Source organism: Streptomyces sp. NPDC101234, from assembly GCF_044767525.1.
GTDB classification, from domain to species: domain Bacteria; phylum Actinomycetota; class Actinomycetes; order Streptomycetales; family Streptomycetaceae; genus Streptomyces; species Streptomyces sasae.
On sequence record NZ_JBIWOA010000025.1, the window covers coordinates 60,808 to 75,261 of the forward strand.

8 protein-coding genes and 2 pseudogenes are annotated in these 14,454 nt (G+C 70.5%); 4 read left to right on the plus strand and 6 right to left on the minus strand.

The window, feature by feature from the left end; all coding sequences use genetic code 11:
* Positions 1–256 precede the first annotated feature (256 nt).
* Positions 257–1,228, minus strand: a pseudogene (locus ACIRR9_RS36690) (hypothetical protein).
* A 760-nt stretch (positions 1,229–1,988) separates the two neighbouring features.
* On the opposite strand from ACIRR9_RS36690, the pseudogene uvrA reads away from it, so the two are divergent.
* Positions 1,989–4,459 (plus strand): annotated as a pseudogene (gene uvrA, locus ACIRR9_RS36695) (excinuclease ABC subunit UvrA).
* Between the two features lie 127 nt (positions 4,460–4,586).
* Here the strand turns inward: uvrA and ACIRR9_RS36700 are convergent.
* From ACIRR9_RS36700 to ACIRR9_RS36715, 4 genes are all read right to left on the minus strand, one after another.
* Complete coding sequence (locus tag ACIRR9_RS36700; protein ID WP_403761086.1) at positions 4,587–5,150, minus strand: type 1 glutamine amidotransferase domain-containing protein; 564 nt, start codon at positions 5,148–5,150, stop codon at positions 4,587–4,589.
* A gap of 326 nt (positions 5,151–5,476) precedes the next feature.
* Positions 5,477–5,926, minus strand: coding sequence for a DUF1931 family protein (locus ACIRR9_RS36705; protein ID WP_403761088.1), 450 nt, complete (start codon positions 5,924–5,926; stop codon positions 5,477–5,479).
* A gap of 303 nt (positions 5,927–6,229) precedes the next feature.
* Positions 6,230–7,075, minus strand: a complete 846-nt coding sequence (locus ACIRR9_RS36710; RefSeq protein ID WP_403761091.1) for an aldo/keto reductase — start codon at positions 7,073–7,075, stop codon at positions 6,230–6,232.
* A gap of 102 nt (positions 7,076–7,177) precedes the next feature.
* On the minus strand, positions 7,178–8,371 hold the full coding sequence (locus ACIRR9_RS36715; RefSeq protein ID WP_403761094.1) for an MFS transporter: 1,194 nt from the start codon (positions 8,369–8,371) through the stop codon (positions 7,178–7,180).
* A gap of 260 nt (positions 8,372–8,631) precedes the next feature.
* Here ACIRR9_RS36715 and ACIRR9_RS36720 point away from each other — a divergent pair, with 260 nt between their 5' ends.
* Positions 8,632–9,531, plus strand: coding sequence for a LysR family transcriptional regulator (locus ACIRR9_RS36720; RefSeq protein WP_403761097.1), 900 nt, complete (start codon positions 8,632–8,634; stop codon positions 9,529–9,531).
* Between the two features lie 320 nt (positions 9,532–9,851).
* Here ACIRR9_RS36720 and ACIRR9_RS36725 read toward each other — a convergent pair whose 3' ends face one another.
* A complete protein-coding gene (locus tag ACIRR9_RS36725; RefSeq protein ID WP_403761100.1) occupies positions 9,852–11,645 on the minus strand; it encodes a PucR family transcriptional regulator in 1,794 nt (597 codons plus the stop codon).
* A 284-nt stretch (positions 11,646–11,929) separates the two neighbouring features.
* Between ACIRR9_RS36725 and dnaK the strand changes: the two genes are divergently transcribed.
* A complete protein-coding gene (gene dnaK / locus ACIRR9_RS36730) occupies positions 11,930–13,831 on the plus strand; it encodes a molecular chaperone DnaK (protein ID WP_403761102.1) in 1,902 nt (633 codons plus the stop codon).
* A gap of 8 nt (positions 13,832–13,839) precedes the next feature.
* Positions 13,840–14,448, plus strand: a complete 609-nt coding sequence (locus ACIRR9_RS36735) for a nucleotide exchange factor GrpE (protein WP_403761107.1) — start codon at positions 13,840–13,842, stop codon at positions 14,446–14,448.
* Positions 14,449–14,454: the final 6 nt, after the last annotated feature.

Sequence of the window (14,454 nt, forward strand, 5' to 3'; positions counted from 1 at the left end):
CGTACCGAGTCTGACTCCGGGAGTTGGTGCGACGACGTCCATGGCTCCGGCACGCCGCTGTAGGCCGTTCACCCGGTTCAGGTGGAACGGTGGTGCCGCCACGGTCCTGCCCGTCAGAGCTTCGGCGCTCAGGCGGCGTACCGTCCGGGTCCCCGTCGGCCCCCGACGCGAAACAGCCCGCACCGATCGATCAGCGAAATCTTCATACGTGGACCACCACCGGCCACCGATCACCAACCACCGACGAATCTTTGGCTCAGGTCGCCAGCTGGTCACCGTCGTCGTCCTGGAGCATGTGGCGGCGTTCCTGTTCCCGTTTGGAGTAGGCGGCTGCCCGGACCGCCTCGTCGCTCTCCAGGCCCGTTCCCAGCGCGCCACCCACCGTGGCGACCGAAGCGACGAACCAGGACAACGTCCAGTATTCCGCGGCGTGAAGCGGGTTTCGTGTCGTGGAGGCGAAGACTTGGCCGTTGAGGATGAACAGGGCCCACACCAAGTTGATGACGATCAACCCAGGTAGCAGACAAGCACCCCGATACCCACCGTCACGACCGTCGAGGCGTTGTAGAGCCTCGCCTTCTGCCTCGCCTCCCGCGAGACCTCTGCTGATCGATGCCACAGCTTCGCGTCCACGATCAGCCAGCCGATCATGAGCGCGACGGACCCGACCGTGGCGATCACGAGACGTGGCGTGCTCAGGGACTCGGCCAGGTTCCAGATGGTGGAGTTCACGGTGGCGACCGCTCCCGTGGCCAGTGCGGCCGCCAGGGCTTTCGACAGACCCGGCACCAACCGCCACGGCCGGTTGGCACGGACCATACCGACGAGCACCCTCAGGTAACCGCGCGGCCCGCTGACGACATACCGAAGATCAGCGGTCTCCTCCTCACCGACCGGGCCCGGGTGAATAGGCGCGAGACGACTGACGAAGGGCTCCAGTAGCGGCTGACCCTGCGGAGGCCCCTCAGCCAAGGTCGGTGAGGGCCACGACGATGTCCCACCTCTCCGCTCTTCCGCGGTCCATGATCGGGCGCATCAAGGTGGGCGGATCCTCGGTCCCTGAGGTGAAGGGCTCACTGACCACCTCGACGACGAACCGTCGGCCCTGGCCTGACTTGTCGGCGAGCCGAGAGGGAAGTATCCGGGCCATCCGCTGCGCGATCTCCGTGGGCGCGTCGGGATCCGCCAGGAGAGCCACGACCGTAACGTCCTGGGACGACACCCGCATGACTCCTTCTCGTCTGCTGCCCCGCGATCGCCCGTGCCACAGGATGCCCCGAGGTACCGCCGACGTCGCGTGACACGCTGGCCCCTGCCGGCAGGTGGCGGAACGGTTGCGTGCGCCACCGCGAACATCCGCTCCGCGCCACCCCGGTCGGCACCGCACGCCGCGCCACCAGCCACCCCGCTTCGGTGTCCGGCCAGGAGTGACGGCTCGGTCCGCGCCCACGGCGCATCGGTCAACGGCGCGCCCGGACCAGCGATGCGATGATCCGAACGAAGCGGCTAGCCTCAATGTAGGTCGTGGCCTTGGGCTTTCGCCTGGTCGAGGCGGTTTTGGACGCGGGAACGATAGTGACGGCATCGGCCGGGGGCGGCGGGCTGCGACCTGGGGGTGAGCCGCCGGGGCGAGTGCGCCACCGGGAGGCGAACCATGGCGTTCGCCGAAGGGCGCCGGCAAGGGGCAGACGAAGGCCCCGACTGGTTCGGGGGGATCCCCAGCCGGGGCCGATCGAGAGTGGGCACGAAGGGCGGTCGCCTCGCGGCGGGGGCTCCATAAGGCTTCAGCCGAACGATCGTCCTCATGGGCAAAGGGTGAGGCCCGGGGACACAGTTCCCTTCACGCCCACGTATGCGTCAACGGTGAAGCACCCTCGAATGTTCCCTGGAAGTGGCTCATACCGGGATTCTCCGGATGCTCGTGTGAGCGGGGCCCGGTGACGGCGCCTGATCGCGCGGTTCCCGGCGCGATCAGGTAATCAGGAACGGTGGACAAGGACGCGACCGACCCCTTCGTGCATGTCCGGGGCGCCAGTGAGAACAACCTGCGGAACATCGATGTCGACGTTCCGCGGGACGCGATGGTCGCCTTCACCGGCGTCTCCGGTTCGGGCAAGTCCTCGCTCGCTTTCGGTACGCTCTACGCGGAGGCCCAGCGGCGCTACTTCGAGTCAGTGGCACCGTACGCCCGGAGGCTGTTGCAACAGGTCGGCGCACCGCACGTGCAGGAAATCACGGGACTGCCACCGGCCGTGGCCCTGCAGCAGCGACGCGGGTCGCCCAGCTCGCGCTCGACGGTCGGCACCCTCACCACGCTGTCCAATCTGCTGCGCATGCTGTACTCCCGCGCCGGCACCTATCCGCCCCGGGCCGCACGGCTGGAGGCCGAGTCGTTCTCACCCAACACCGCGGCCGGCGCCTGCCCGGAGTGCCACGGGCTGGGCGTCGTGCACGACGTCGCCGAGGACCTGCTCGTCCCGGACCCCTCGCTGAGTATCCGCGAGGGGGCGATCGCCGCGTGGCCGGGCGCCTGGCAGGGCGCCAACCTGCGCAGTGTCGTGAGCGGCCTGGGGATCGACACCGACCGGCCGTGGCGCAGGCTCAGGAAGAAGGACCGGGACTGGCTGCTGTACACGGACGAGCAGCCCTCCGTGTACATCGAGCCGGAGGAGGACCGCGTCGACTACGGCTACCAGGGCACGTTCTGGAGCGCCCGCAAGCACGTCATGCACGTCCTCGCCGACTCCAAGAGCGAGAAGATGCGCGAACGGGCGCTCCGGTTCGTCAGGAGTGTGCCCTGCCCCGCCTGTCACGGCAGCGGACTGCGGCCCGAGGCGCTCGCCGTGACCTTCGCCGGACGTTCCATCGCCGAGATCAACGCGATGCCGCTCACCGAGGTCGTGGCGCTGCTGCGGCCCGTCGCGGGGCGGTCCGAGGCCGACGCCACCACCTCGACCGCCCGATCCGGGGAGACCACCGAGGTCGCGGTCCGGATCTGCGGCGATCTGGTCGCGCGGATCGACGTACTGCTCGACCTGGGCCTCGGATATCTCAGCCTCGGGCGCCGCTCGACGACCCTGTCGCCGGGCGAGGCGCAGCGTCTGCGGATCGCCACCCAGCTGCGCTCGGGGCTGTTCGGCGTCGTCTACGTCCTCGACGAACCCTCCGCGGGCCTGCACCCGGCTGACGCGGAACCGCTGCTGGAGGTGCTGGACCGCCTCAAGGCGGCGGGCAACTCGCTGTTCGTCGTGGAGCACGACATGGACGTCGTACGGCGGGCGGACTGGGTGGTCGACATCGGCCCCGGTGCGGGCGAGGGCGGCGGACGCGTACTGTACAGCGGCCCGGTCGCCGGTCTCGAGCGGGTCGGGGAGTCGGCCACGAGCCAGTACCTGTTCGGGCGCGCCCAGCCGCTCGATCACCGCCCGCGCACACCGCACGGCTGGCTGCACCTGCGCGGCGTCTCCCGCCACAATCTGCACGACGTGTCCGTCGACGTACCACTCTGTGTACTGACGGCGGTCACGGGCGTGTCCGGTTCCGGGAAGTCGACGCTGGTGACGCAGGTGCTCGCCGAGGTCGTCCGCGGCCACCTCGGACTCGTACCCGAGGAGCCGGACGAGGCGCAGCTGGAGGTCGACGTCCAGGACGCCTCGGGGGTCGAGTCGTTCGACCGGCTGGTCCGGGTCGACCAACGGCCCATCGGCCGAACTCCCCGGTCCAACCTGGCCACGTATACGGGGATGTTCGACGCGGTGCGCAAGCTGTACGCGGCGACGGACGAGGCCCGGGCACGCGGCTACTCGGCCGGGCGGTTCTCCTTCAACGTGCCCGAGGGGCGGTGCGAGACCTGTCAGGGGGAGGGATTCGTCGCGGTGGAACTGCTGTTCCTGCCCGGCACCTACGCGCCGTGCCCGACCTGCCAGGGCGCCCGGTACAACGCCGAAACGCTGGAAGTCACCTACCGCGGCAAGAACATCGCGGACGTGCTGGCGCTGTCCGTCGACGCCGCCGCCGAGTTCCTGTCCGCCGTCCCGGCGGCCTCCCGCAGTCTGGAGACGTTGCGCGAGGTGGGACTCGGGTACCTGCGGCTGGGCCAGCCCGCGACGGAACTCAGCGGGGGTGAGGCGCAACGCATCAAAAACTGGCCACCGAACTGCAGCGAGCCCGCCGCGGGCACGCGCTCTACCTGCTCGACGAGCCGACGGCGGGGCTGCACCCCTCGGACATCGCGCTGCTGCTGCGACAGCTGCACCGGCTCGTCGACGCCGGCAACACGGTCGTCCTCGTCGAGCACGACCTGGACACGATCGCCACCGCCGACTGGGTCATCGACCTCGGGCCGGGAGGCGGCGACGCGGGCGGGCGGGTGGTCGCGGCCGGGCCGCCGGCCAAGGTGGCGAGGGCCCGCCGCAGCGCCACCGCGCCCTATCTCGCGGCCCGGCTCGCTCGCTCCTGACGACGACGCGAAGGGCTGAGCACGTCAGCCGGGTTCGGGGCGCAGGGTCGCGCGCGACGCCATGCTGCATTCCAGTTTGTGGCGGACATTGCTCGCGAGGTGTCCCGTCCGGGCCCATTCCGCCGGGTCAGCCGGGCACGGGGTGGTGTGCCCGGGCGAACTGTTCCACAATGGCGGCGCAGAAGGCGGGCAGGTCGGCCGGGCTGCGGCTGGTGACCAGCTGCCCGTCGACGACCACCTCCTGGTCGACGACCTCCGCGCCGGCGTTGCGCAGGTCGGTGCGGATGCTGGGCCAGGACGTCAGACGGCGGCCGCGCACGGCGTCGGCTTCCGCTAGGGTCCACGGGCCGTGGCAGATCGATGCGACCGGTTTCCCGCTGGCCATGAAGTCCTTGACGAACCGCACCGCGTCGCGGTCCATGCGCAGCTGGTCGGGGTTCATGGTACCGCCGGGCAGGAGCAGCGCGTGGTAGTCGTCGACGGAGGCATCGGCGACCAGGCGGTCCACGGGGAAGGTTCCGGCCGCGTTGAGGTCGAACTGGCGGGCTTGGATCTCGCCGGGGTGGAGCGAGACGATCTCGGTCTTCGCCCCTGCGCCCTGCAGCGCACCGCGCGGCTGGTCGAGTTCCACGCGCTCGACGCCGTCGGTGGCCAGAATCCCCACCCGCATCCCCTGGAGTTCCTGTGTCATGGTTCGGCTCCCTTCACGAGTCGCTGTCCGCACCCCTCTTTCCGGACCGGCGACTGCCAGGCCCGGCCGAAGGCGCCCCGACTTTCCCTCGGGTCAGAGCATCGCGGGACGAGACGGACCCTCGAAACCTTCCGAGTCAGGGGCCGTTACGTGAAGGCGAGGGGTGTGATTTTCCTGGCCGGGCGACCAGCCGCGCTGAAACCGCGATCGCGCATCCCCGAGCACGTGCGGCGCGCCCTGAGCCTCGGCGAAGGATCCCGGTCTCCACCTTCCGCCCCCGTCCGGCATGTCGGTTCAGTCCGCCGACATGCACAGGGGCGCGACTGCTACAGCAGCCGGTCGAACACCGCGGTCACGCCCTCCCAGTGATTGGTCTGGGGATTCTTGACATCCGGATACATGATTTTGAACGTCTCGGCAAGGGCCACGCTGAGACCGCCGATGATCTCGGGGAAGCGGTCTTCGGCCTCCTGGGTGGGTGTCCTGTCGAGGGGAGGGCGCGCGGCGAGCTGTTCCAGGATCGGCTTCAGCTCGACCTCCTCGTCGAGCCGCCGGAACCGGTGGATGCTCTCCTGGAGGCCCTTGGTGATCGGTAGGTCCCACGGTTCGACGGTATCCCTGCCGTTGGCCTTGGCCGACGCCTGGCCTACGACCAGAAGGTCGTAGAGCTTGGCGTCGACGAAGTCGCCGTACCGCTTGAGGTCGTTCCTGTCCACGTCGAGGCTCGCGGCGGCGCGGAAGAACCTCTCGAACTTCGACACACCCATCACGGTCATGCCTCTCGCCTCCTCACGGGGAACGGACGGCGTCGTTCCCTCGCGCCCGCGCCGCCATCGGCTGTTACCCGGTCGAGATTCGCAGAGCCCCCTGCTGAGCGCCTCCGCACCCCAGGCCGAAAAAGGCCACCCCCTCTTCCCCTGGCAGAGCAGCATGAAGTGCGCAGGCATCCCTTGGCCAGCCGTACGGCCAGCCGTCCGTCCGCAGGACGGCTTGCACGCCGTTGCAACGCCGTGAACGAGAATTGCTGACCGGACGAGACGACCAGCTCGGGGAAGCGGGACTGTATGGGGGCACCCCTCTCAGAGCATCTCCAGGGGCGTGGGCCCGCTGGGCGGCGGGAACGCCTCGTCGAGAGCGTCGAGCGCCTCGGTGGGAAGGTGGAGGTCCAACGCGCCGCGGTTCTCCCGAACGTGGTCGGGTGATCCGGAACGCGGGATCGCGGTCACCCCCTGTGCCAGCACCCAGGCGAGTGCCACCTGGGCCGGCGTAGCTCCGAGGGCCCGGGCCACGGCGCCCAAAGCCTCCACCATCATCAGCCGCCCCTGCTCGATCGGGGAGTAGGACATGACCGTCACCCCGGCCTCGCGGCACCACGGGAGCAGATCCCACTCGATGCCGCGCCGGGAGAGGTTGTACAGCACCTGGTCGACGGCCACGGCGTCGCCGCCGGGGAAGGCGGTCAGCTCGACCATGTCGGCGACGTCCAGGTTGCTCACGCCCCAGTAACGGATCTTCCCCGCCTCCATCAGGTCGGTGAATCCCGCAAGGGTCTCCTCGAGTGGCCACCGTCCCCGCCAGTGCAGCAGGTAGAGGTCCAGCCGTTCCGCACGGAGCCGCCGCAGACTGCCCTCGCAGGCGGCGACGGTGCCCTTCCGGTCGGCGTGGCCGGGCAGCACCTTGCTGACGAGGAAGACCTCCTCCCGGCGTCCCCGGAGGGCCTCCCCGACGAGCTCCTCGGCTGCGCCGTCGCCGTACATCTCCGCCGTGTCGACGACGGTCATGCCCAGGTCCACGCCCAGCCGCAGCGCGGCGATCTCCTGTTCACGCCGGGCCGGATCCTCGCCCAGGTACCAGGTGCCCTGTCCGAGCGCCGCGATCTCCTCACCGGAGGGGAGCGCGATCGTTCTGGCCGATTCCGTAGACATCTCGGGCCTCCCGCCCGCCGTGGATCCGTGTCACGCGCGCCCGCACCGAGTGCCCAGGTCCGCGCCTCCCAGACAACCGGTGCCGCATGCGCCGCAGGGAGGTCAGGAGGGACGAGCGGACTGCGCCGAGCGCGTGCCGGGACCGGGTGCGCGATCGCGCAACGCGACGGCGACCGACACGACGGCGCCGCAGGAGAGGACCGCCGCGAAGCCGATCATCGCGGTCTGCACGGCGAAGTGCCGCAAGGCGATGCTGAACAGGACGGAGGGCAGGCCCATTCCGAGGTACGCGACGACGAAGAAGACGGCGAGGACCCCCGCGCGTGAGGCGGGCTCGGCCACCGAAACGGCACGTTCGACGCCTCCCTTGAACAGCAGCCCGGAGCCGGCTCCCGACAGGGACACGGCGACCAGGTAGAGCCAGAGCGCCGGGTGGTAGAGGGCGACGGCGCACAGGACCAGGCCGAGCGGGAAGACCACTGCTCCCACGGTCAGGACCCGGGGCAGTGGGAGGCGGCCCAGCACCAGCTGGGCGGCCGCCGCGGAACCGAACATGAGGAAGGCCGCCAGGCCTACCAGGAGGTGTGAGTCGGTGTGCAGGGTGCCGTGGAGCACGCTCGCCCCGAGGGAGGAGATCAGGCCGAGGATCGCGAAGGCGAAGGCGCCCAGCGCGCCGGCCGCGCCGAAAGCCCGCCGGCCGCCGGGGCGCAGGACGAACCTGCTGGGCGGTTCGGCCGCGGGCAGCTCCAGGTCCACGGTCTCCGGGGTGGACAGCACCAGCACCAGGCACACCGCCATGGCGAGCGTGAAGATCGCCTGGGTGGTGATCAGGGGCATGGGAAGCCACTCGGCGGCGGCTCCGGCGACCAGGGGGCCTGAGGCCAGGCCGCCGAGGTTGGCGGCGGTGGCCACGATGCCGGGCAGCACCGAACCCGTCCGTTCCGGACGGGCCTCGTGGTGGAGGTCGTGCAGGTACGTCGTCGCGGTCGAGGCCATCAGCCCCAGCCCGACGCCGTTCAGGATCCTGCCCACGATCAGCCCCGGCAGGTCCCGCCACGCGATCAGTACGACCGACGCGACGATGCCGACCAGCAGCGCCGGGACGATGATGCGCCGCCGGCCGAACCGGTCCGACAGGTGTCCCAGTCCGAGGAAGGCGGCCGCCGCGCCCACGACCATCGAGGCGTACGCGACCGTGACCGTGGTCACGCCGAAGTTGTCCCGCGCCTCGTACAGCGGCCACAGCGGGGTCGGCGCGGTGCCGAAGGCCATCAGCACGGTGAAGGCCACCGCCACGAACCAGAAGCCGGTCGTGTGCGAGGCACGGCGCCGGGCGGGGGCGCGGGGCGGCAGGTCGGCGGGAGCGGGTGCTGGGATCCGGTGGGTCGGGTCGCCGGGAGTGCCAGCTGTGGGACGGCTCAGCGGCTTGGGAACGGCAGGCAGGGATACCCCTCCTCGGGCGGAATCGGATGGTGCTTTCCATCCTCCTCACCAGCCTGGATCAAAGCCAACGAATGTTTCTGCTGGGCTCGAGCAATGAGAGAGATACTTCTCGTGTGGAGCTACGTCAGCTGGAGCACTTCATCGCCGTCGCCGAGGAGCTCAGTTTCACGCGTGCCGCACGTCGGCTGCACATGGTGCAGTCGGGCGTGTCCGCCGCGATCCGCTCCCTGGAGCGCGAGCTCGGCTGCGCGCTGTTCGAGCGCACATCGCAGCAGGTCCGGCTCACCGGGGCGGGCGCGGCGCTGCTGCCGGAGGCGCGGGCCACCCTGCACGCCGCCCAGGCGGCGCAGGACGTCGTGCGCGAGGCACAGGACACGCTGCGCGGCACGGTGAACGTGGGCGCCATGGCCTCGGTCGAGGTGGTGGACCTGCCTGCGCTCCTCGGGCAGCTGCACGCGCGGCATCCGGCGATCGACGTCCGGCTGCGGCTGGCGACGACCGGATCGGCGGGACTGGCGCACGCGTTGCTCAGCGGGGACCTGGACGTGGCCTTCCTGTCGCTGCCCGAGCACAAACCCGCCGGGATCGACGCACGGGAGCTGGCCACCGTGCCGCTCCTCCTGGTGGTGAGCGCCGCCCATCCGCTCGCGCAGCGGGGGGAGGCGGCACTTGCGGACCTCGCGGGCGAGCCATTCGTCGACTTCCCGCCGGGCTACGGCAACCGCGAGGTGGTCGACCGGGCGTTCGCGGTGGCGGGCGTCGCACGCCGGGTGGCCCTGGAAGTGCCCGACATCGACATGGGGGCGGCACTGGTCCGGCACGGTCTGGGCATCGCCTTCCTGCCCGCCTTCGCCGTTGCCCGCACTCCCGGCCTGCACGTCCTGGACGTCCTGGACGTCCACGGCACCACGCTCCGCTGGAGCATGCATCTCGGCACGTCGTCGGCCCGGCGGCCCAGCTCGGCCCTGCGAGCGCTGCTCGACCTGGTCGACCTCCACGTCATCGCCCTGTGACGCCCGGGCGTCTCCCGGCGGTGGTGTCCGGCCCCCTGCGTAGGCTCCGGCCGCGACATCTGCCGCAGCATCCGCTGACGCTCAGGCGCCGTCGTCCACAGGCGGCGTCGGACACCTTCTCGGCCCCGTCGAGGCTGGTGCCGAAAGCCCCCGCCGATCGTCGCGATGGCGGTGATGAACCAAGGCGCCCGTCTTCTGGCGCGACGCGCCCTCCCTGGATCAACCGAAGAACGGCCACCCACCCAGCAACTTCAGCTCTGTGACGGAGCAGCAGGCCCAACTGCTGCTCACGGCGATCACACGAAAGCACCAGCGAGGCATCAGCCGGGGCCGCCCAGCACGATCTTCCACACTCGGGTCGCCACCTGGAGGTTCAGCCGGTCCTCGACGTTCGCGAGGTCGTTGCCGCTGATGTCGCGGATGCGCTGGAGACGATAGCGCAGCGTGCTGCGGTGGATCGCGAGGGATTCCGCGGTCTCGTCGTAGTTGCCGCCGCAGTCGAAGTACCGGGAGAGGGTCTCCACCATGGCCGTTTGGTGCCGGGAGTCGTAGTCGATGAGCTGCCCGAGCCACTCGTGGACGAACGTCTCCAGTTCCTGGTAATCGTTGCCGGGTCCCAGGATGCGGTAGAGGCCGAGTTCGTCGAAGAACGTCGTGCCGTAGTGCTCGCGGGAGTGGCGGCGCACTTCCAGGGCACGCTGCGCCTCCTGGTAGTGGTGGGGGATGTCGGTCAGGGAGTCGCAGGGGGCGCTCACCCCGATCGTCCCGGACCGTGTCCCGGTCTCCCGGGCGAGCGTCTCATACAACGCGCGGGCGTGCGGCCTGTCGTCGGCGACCAGGACCACGTGGTCGGAACGTCGGGTCAGCAGCGAGCGCATGCCCACGGCAGAGGCCGCCCGTCCCACGGTCTGCGCGAAGGAGTCGTCCGCAGTCCGGTTCGGCCACTGCACCACGACGATGTAGTGGCTTCGGTGCAGGTCGTGTCCGACTGCCTCGGACCGGGCGTAGGCGCTCGCCTCGTCCGTCCCCGTCAGGAGGTCGTCGACCAGCTCGCGGTGCAGCCTCAGCTCCACTTCGGCCAGATTGCGCAGATGCGTCAGCTCCGGGGCGAGCAACGCGGCGGCGTGTTCCAGCGCGAGCACGGTGTGCTCGTCGGCCTCGCCCCGGGCATCGACCAGGGCCAGGACGCCCAGGATCTCGCCGTGCGGGCGGACCAGGGTGATCAGCCGGTCCTTTATCCGCACCGGTCCGGCCTGACGGGCGACGGCGTGCAGCATTTCGTCCTGGCGCACGGGGTCCGGTTCGGGATAGGGGTCGGGGCGGCTGGGGCCGGTCCAGGACCTCAGCCGACCGAAGCGGTCCTCGACCAGCGCGGGGAGTCCGGTGAGCCTGTGCAGTGCGCGGGTGATGGCTTCCTCGCCGCCGCTCGAGGCAGCGACGTCGGCCATGAGTCCCTGAACGGCTCGCTGGTATCCCAGCTCGGCAAGGACGGAGATCAGCTGCCGCTGGAGGGCTGTGCGTTCGTCTCTCAGCCGGTGCAGCTCCAGCGCGTCCTCGCGTAGGCGGCGATGCACGAAGGCGACTGACAGTGCGGCAGCGGTGTGCCGGACGAGCGTGGCGAGCAGGAATCGCTCGGGCTCGGTGGGCTGGGAGCGGGATGTCACCACGAGGTAGCCGTGGAGTCTCCCGAGTCCGCGTAGCCCCAGGGCCCTGCCCCAGGGCCTGCCGGGTACGGTCAAAGGGCCGTCCTGCCCGGCCAGCTCCCGCACCCTCCGGCCCACGGCCAGAGCGTGCGGCTGCCCGTTCCTCGGGCTGGGGACCAGGTCGGCGTCCATCTTGAGGTATCCGGCCTCGGCGCGGTATGGCCCCGCGGCGGTTATGTAGTCCATAGCCAGGCGCAGGATCTCGTCTTCGTCCGGGGTGTCGAACAGGGTGCCGGAGAGCACCATCAGGTCGCGGGGGCCGTGGTCGGCCGGAGTGCGAGCGCGTGGGCGGGGGCGGGGGCGGGGCTGTCTGCGCGCGGCAGTCGAGTGCCCTCGGGCGCTGCCCCGCGAAAGGCCGCCCACCCGGTCGGGGCAGCGGTGGTACAGGCTGTGCGTCCGACTGCCGGCCATGGGATCACTCCGTTCTCCCCGAGCCTTCAGGGAGGCGAGTGGTATTTCGCGTACCCGCTCCGGGGTGACTTATCCGAGATGTCCGGATTCTTTCTCTCGTACTCGTGGGGCGACCGGGTCCGTGCACTCCTGACCCGCCAGGCGCAGGCGTGGAGCCACCCGGTTCCGCACCCTGGGGAGTGCTCGAGACCCTCCGTGCGCACCGGTGGGCGGAGGTGCCACCCCTACTTGAACGAACGTGATCCGGAGAGTCGACGCAGGCGCCGCACCGGGAGGAGTTCCTCATGGCCAAGGCAGTGGGCATCGACCTGGGCACCACCAACTCGGTGATCGCCGTGTGGGAGGGCGGCGAGCCGTCCGTCGTGCCCAACAGCGAGGGCAACCGCACGACACCGTCCGTGGTGGCCTTCACCGACACCGGGGAACGTCTGGTGGGCCAACTGGCCCGGCGCCAGGCGATCCTCAACCCGAAGGGCACCATCTACTCGGCCAAGCGGTTCATCGGCCGGCACTTCGACGAGATCTCCGAGGAGGCCAGGGCGGTCGCGTACGACGTCGTCGAGGGCGACGGCGGGGCGGCTCGCTTCAAGGTGCGCGACAAGCTCTACGCGCCTGAGGAGATCAGCGCACAGGTGCTGCGCAAACTCGCCGACGACGCCTCCAAGCAACTGGGGGAACGGGTCACGGAGGCGGTCATCACGGTGCCCGCCTACTTCAACGACGCTCAGCGCACCGCCACCAAGGACGCCGGACGGATCGCGGGACTGGAGGTGCTGCGGATCATCAACGAGCCGACGGCGGCCGCCCTCGCGTACGGCATGGACAAGAAGCAGCACGAGACCGTCCTCGTCTTCGACCTGGGCGGCGGCACCTTCGACGTGAGCATCCTCGACGTCGGCGACGGCGTGGTGGAGGTGCGCTCCACCGCCGGCGACAGCCACCTGGGCGGCGACGACTTCGACCGGCGTCTGGTGGATTACCTCGCGGACGACTTCCAGAAGGCGAACGGCATCGACCTGCGCAAGGACCCGCAGGCGCTGCAACGACTGTTCGAGGCGGCGGAGAAGGCCAAGACCGAGCTCAGTTCGGTGACGCAGACGCAGGTCAGCCTGCCGTTCATCACCGCCGACGCCTCGGGCCCCAAGCACCTCACCGACTCGATCATGCGGTCCACGTTCGAGCAGATCACCGGCGACCTGGTGGAGCGCTGCCTGGAACCGGTCCAGCAGGCGATGGCCGACGCCAAGGTCGGCGAGAGCGACATCGACGAGGTCATCCTCGTCGGCGGTTCCACGCGTATCCCGGCGGTCCAGTCTCTGGTCCGCCGACTGACCGGCGGCAAGGAACCCAACATGAGCGTCAACCCCGACGAGGTCGTGGCCCTGGGCGCCGCGATCCAGGCCGGGGTGCTCAAGGGCGAGGTCAAGGACGTCCTGCTGCTCGACGTCACACCCTTGTCGCTGGGCGTGGAGACGCGCGGCGGAGTGATGACGAAGATCGTCGAGCGGAACACCACCATCCCCGTGCGCCGCGCCGAGACCTTCTCCACCGCCGAGGACAACCAGCCGGCCGTCGATGTGGTGGTCCTCCAGGGCGAGCGCGAGCGGGCCGCCGACAACCGCGCGCTGGGCCGGTTCCAGCTCACCGACATCCGGCCGGCGCCCCGGGGCGAACCCCAGGTCGAGGTCACCTTCGACATCGACGCCAACGGCATCCTCAACGTCAAGGCCCGCGACCGGGACACCGGCAAGGAACAGGGCATCACCATCAGCGAGAGCTCCAACCTGGACCGCAGTGAGGTCGAACGCATGGTCCAGGAGGCCGAGCGCAACCAGGGCCAGGACCATGCACTCCGCGAGGCCGTCGACGCCCGCAACGAACTCGACGCCGTCGCGTACCAGGTCGAGAAGCGCCTCGCCGAACTGGGCGACGCGGCGCCGGCGCACGAGAAGGCACGCGCCGAGATGCTCGTGTCCGACGCCCGGGCGGCGGTCAAGGAGGAGGCGGGCGTGGAGCGCGTGCGGCCTCTGACCTCCGAACTCCAGCAGGTGCTCGCCGGGCTGGCGGCCCATCAGGGCGCCGCCACCGCGGATGGCGGGCCCGGCCAGGACGCCGCCACCGGTGGTCCCACGAGTGGCGGTGGCGGTGACGATGATGTCATCGACGCCGAGTTCGACAAGGGCTGAGGCGCGCCATGCCCACCTACCCCCAGGAACCCGGCCGGGCCGCGTCGGATCCGGTCGAACCGGTCTCGGACGGCACCGGAAGCCCTCCTCGCGGGGATCTGCCCCAACCGGACTCGCCCCGGCCGGTAGCGGCGAACGGCGAACCGGGACCCGACGCCGCCGGCCCCGCGACTGCCGAGGACGAGTACACGACCGCGATCCAGGAACTGGAGGACCGCTGGCGGCGCGCACTCGCCGACCTCGACAACCTTCGCAAGCGTCACGCCAGGGAACTGGAGCGCGAACGGGCGGTCGAGCGGTCCCGCACAGCGTCCGCCTTCCTGCCCGTCCTCGACAACCTCGAACTCGCCCTGACTCATGCCGGCGCCGATCAGGGCGCGATCGTGGAGGGCATCCGGGCCGTACGTGACCAGGCGGTGAACGTCCTCGAACTGCTCGGCTACCCGCGGCACGCGGAGACCGGCGTCGCCTTCGACCCGGCCCGGCACGAGGTGGTCGGCGTCGTCCAGGACCCCGACGCCCCACCGGGCACGGTCGTCGAGGTGCTGCGCCCCGGCTACGGGGACGGCGAGCGGCAGCTGCGGCCGGCCGCCGTGACCGTCGCCAAGCGGGAGTGACCGGCG

Excerpts from the sequence above, each read along its gene's own strand:
- ACIRR9_RS36705 (WP_403761088.1), bottom strand. The coding sequence starts at position 5,926 with ATGACCGTGATGGGTGTGTCGAAGTTCGAGAGGTTCTTCCGCGCCGCC.
- ACIRR9_RS36700 (WP_403761086.1), bottom strand. The coding sequence starts at position 5,150 with ATGACACAGGAACTCCAGGGGATGCGGGTGGGGATTCTGGCCACCGAC.
- dnaK (WP_403761102.1), top strand. The coding sequence starts at position 11,930 with ATGGCCAAGGCAGTGGGCATCGACCTGGGCACCACCAACTCGGTGATC.
- ACIRR9_RS36725 (WP_403761100.1), bottom strand. The coding sequence starts at position 11,645 with ATGGCCGGCAGTCGGACGCACAGCCTGTACCACCGCTGCCCCGACCGG.
- ACIRR9_RS36710 (WP_403761091.1), bottom strand. The coding sequence starts at position 7,075 with ATGTCTACGGAATCGGCCAGAACGATCGCGCTCCCCTCCGGTGAGGAG.
- ACIRR9_RS36735 (WP_403761107.1), top strand. The coding sequence starts at position 13,840 with ATGCCCACCTACCCCCAGGAACCCGGCCGGGCCGCGTCGGATCCGGTC.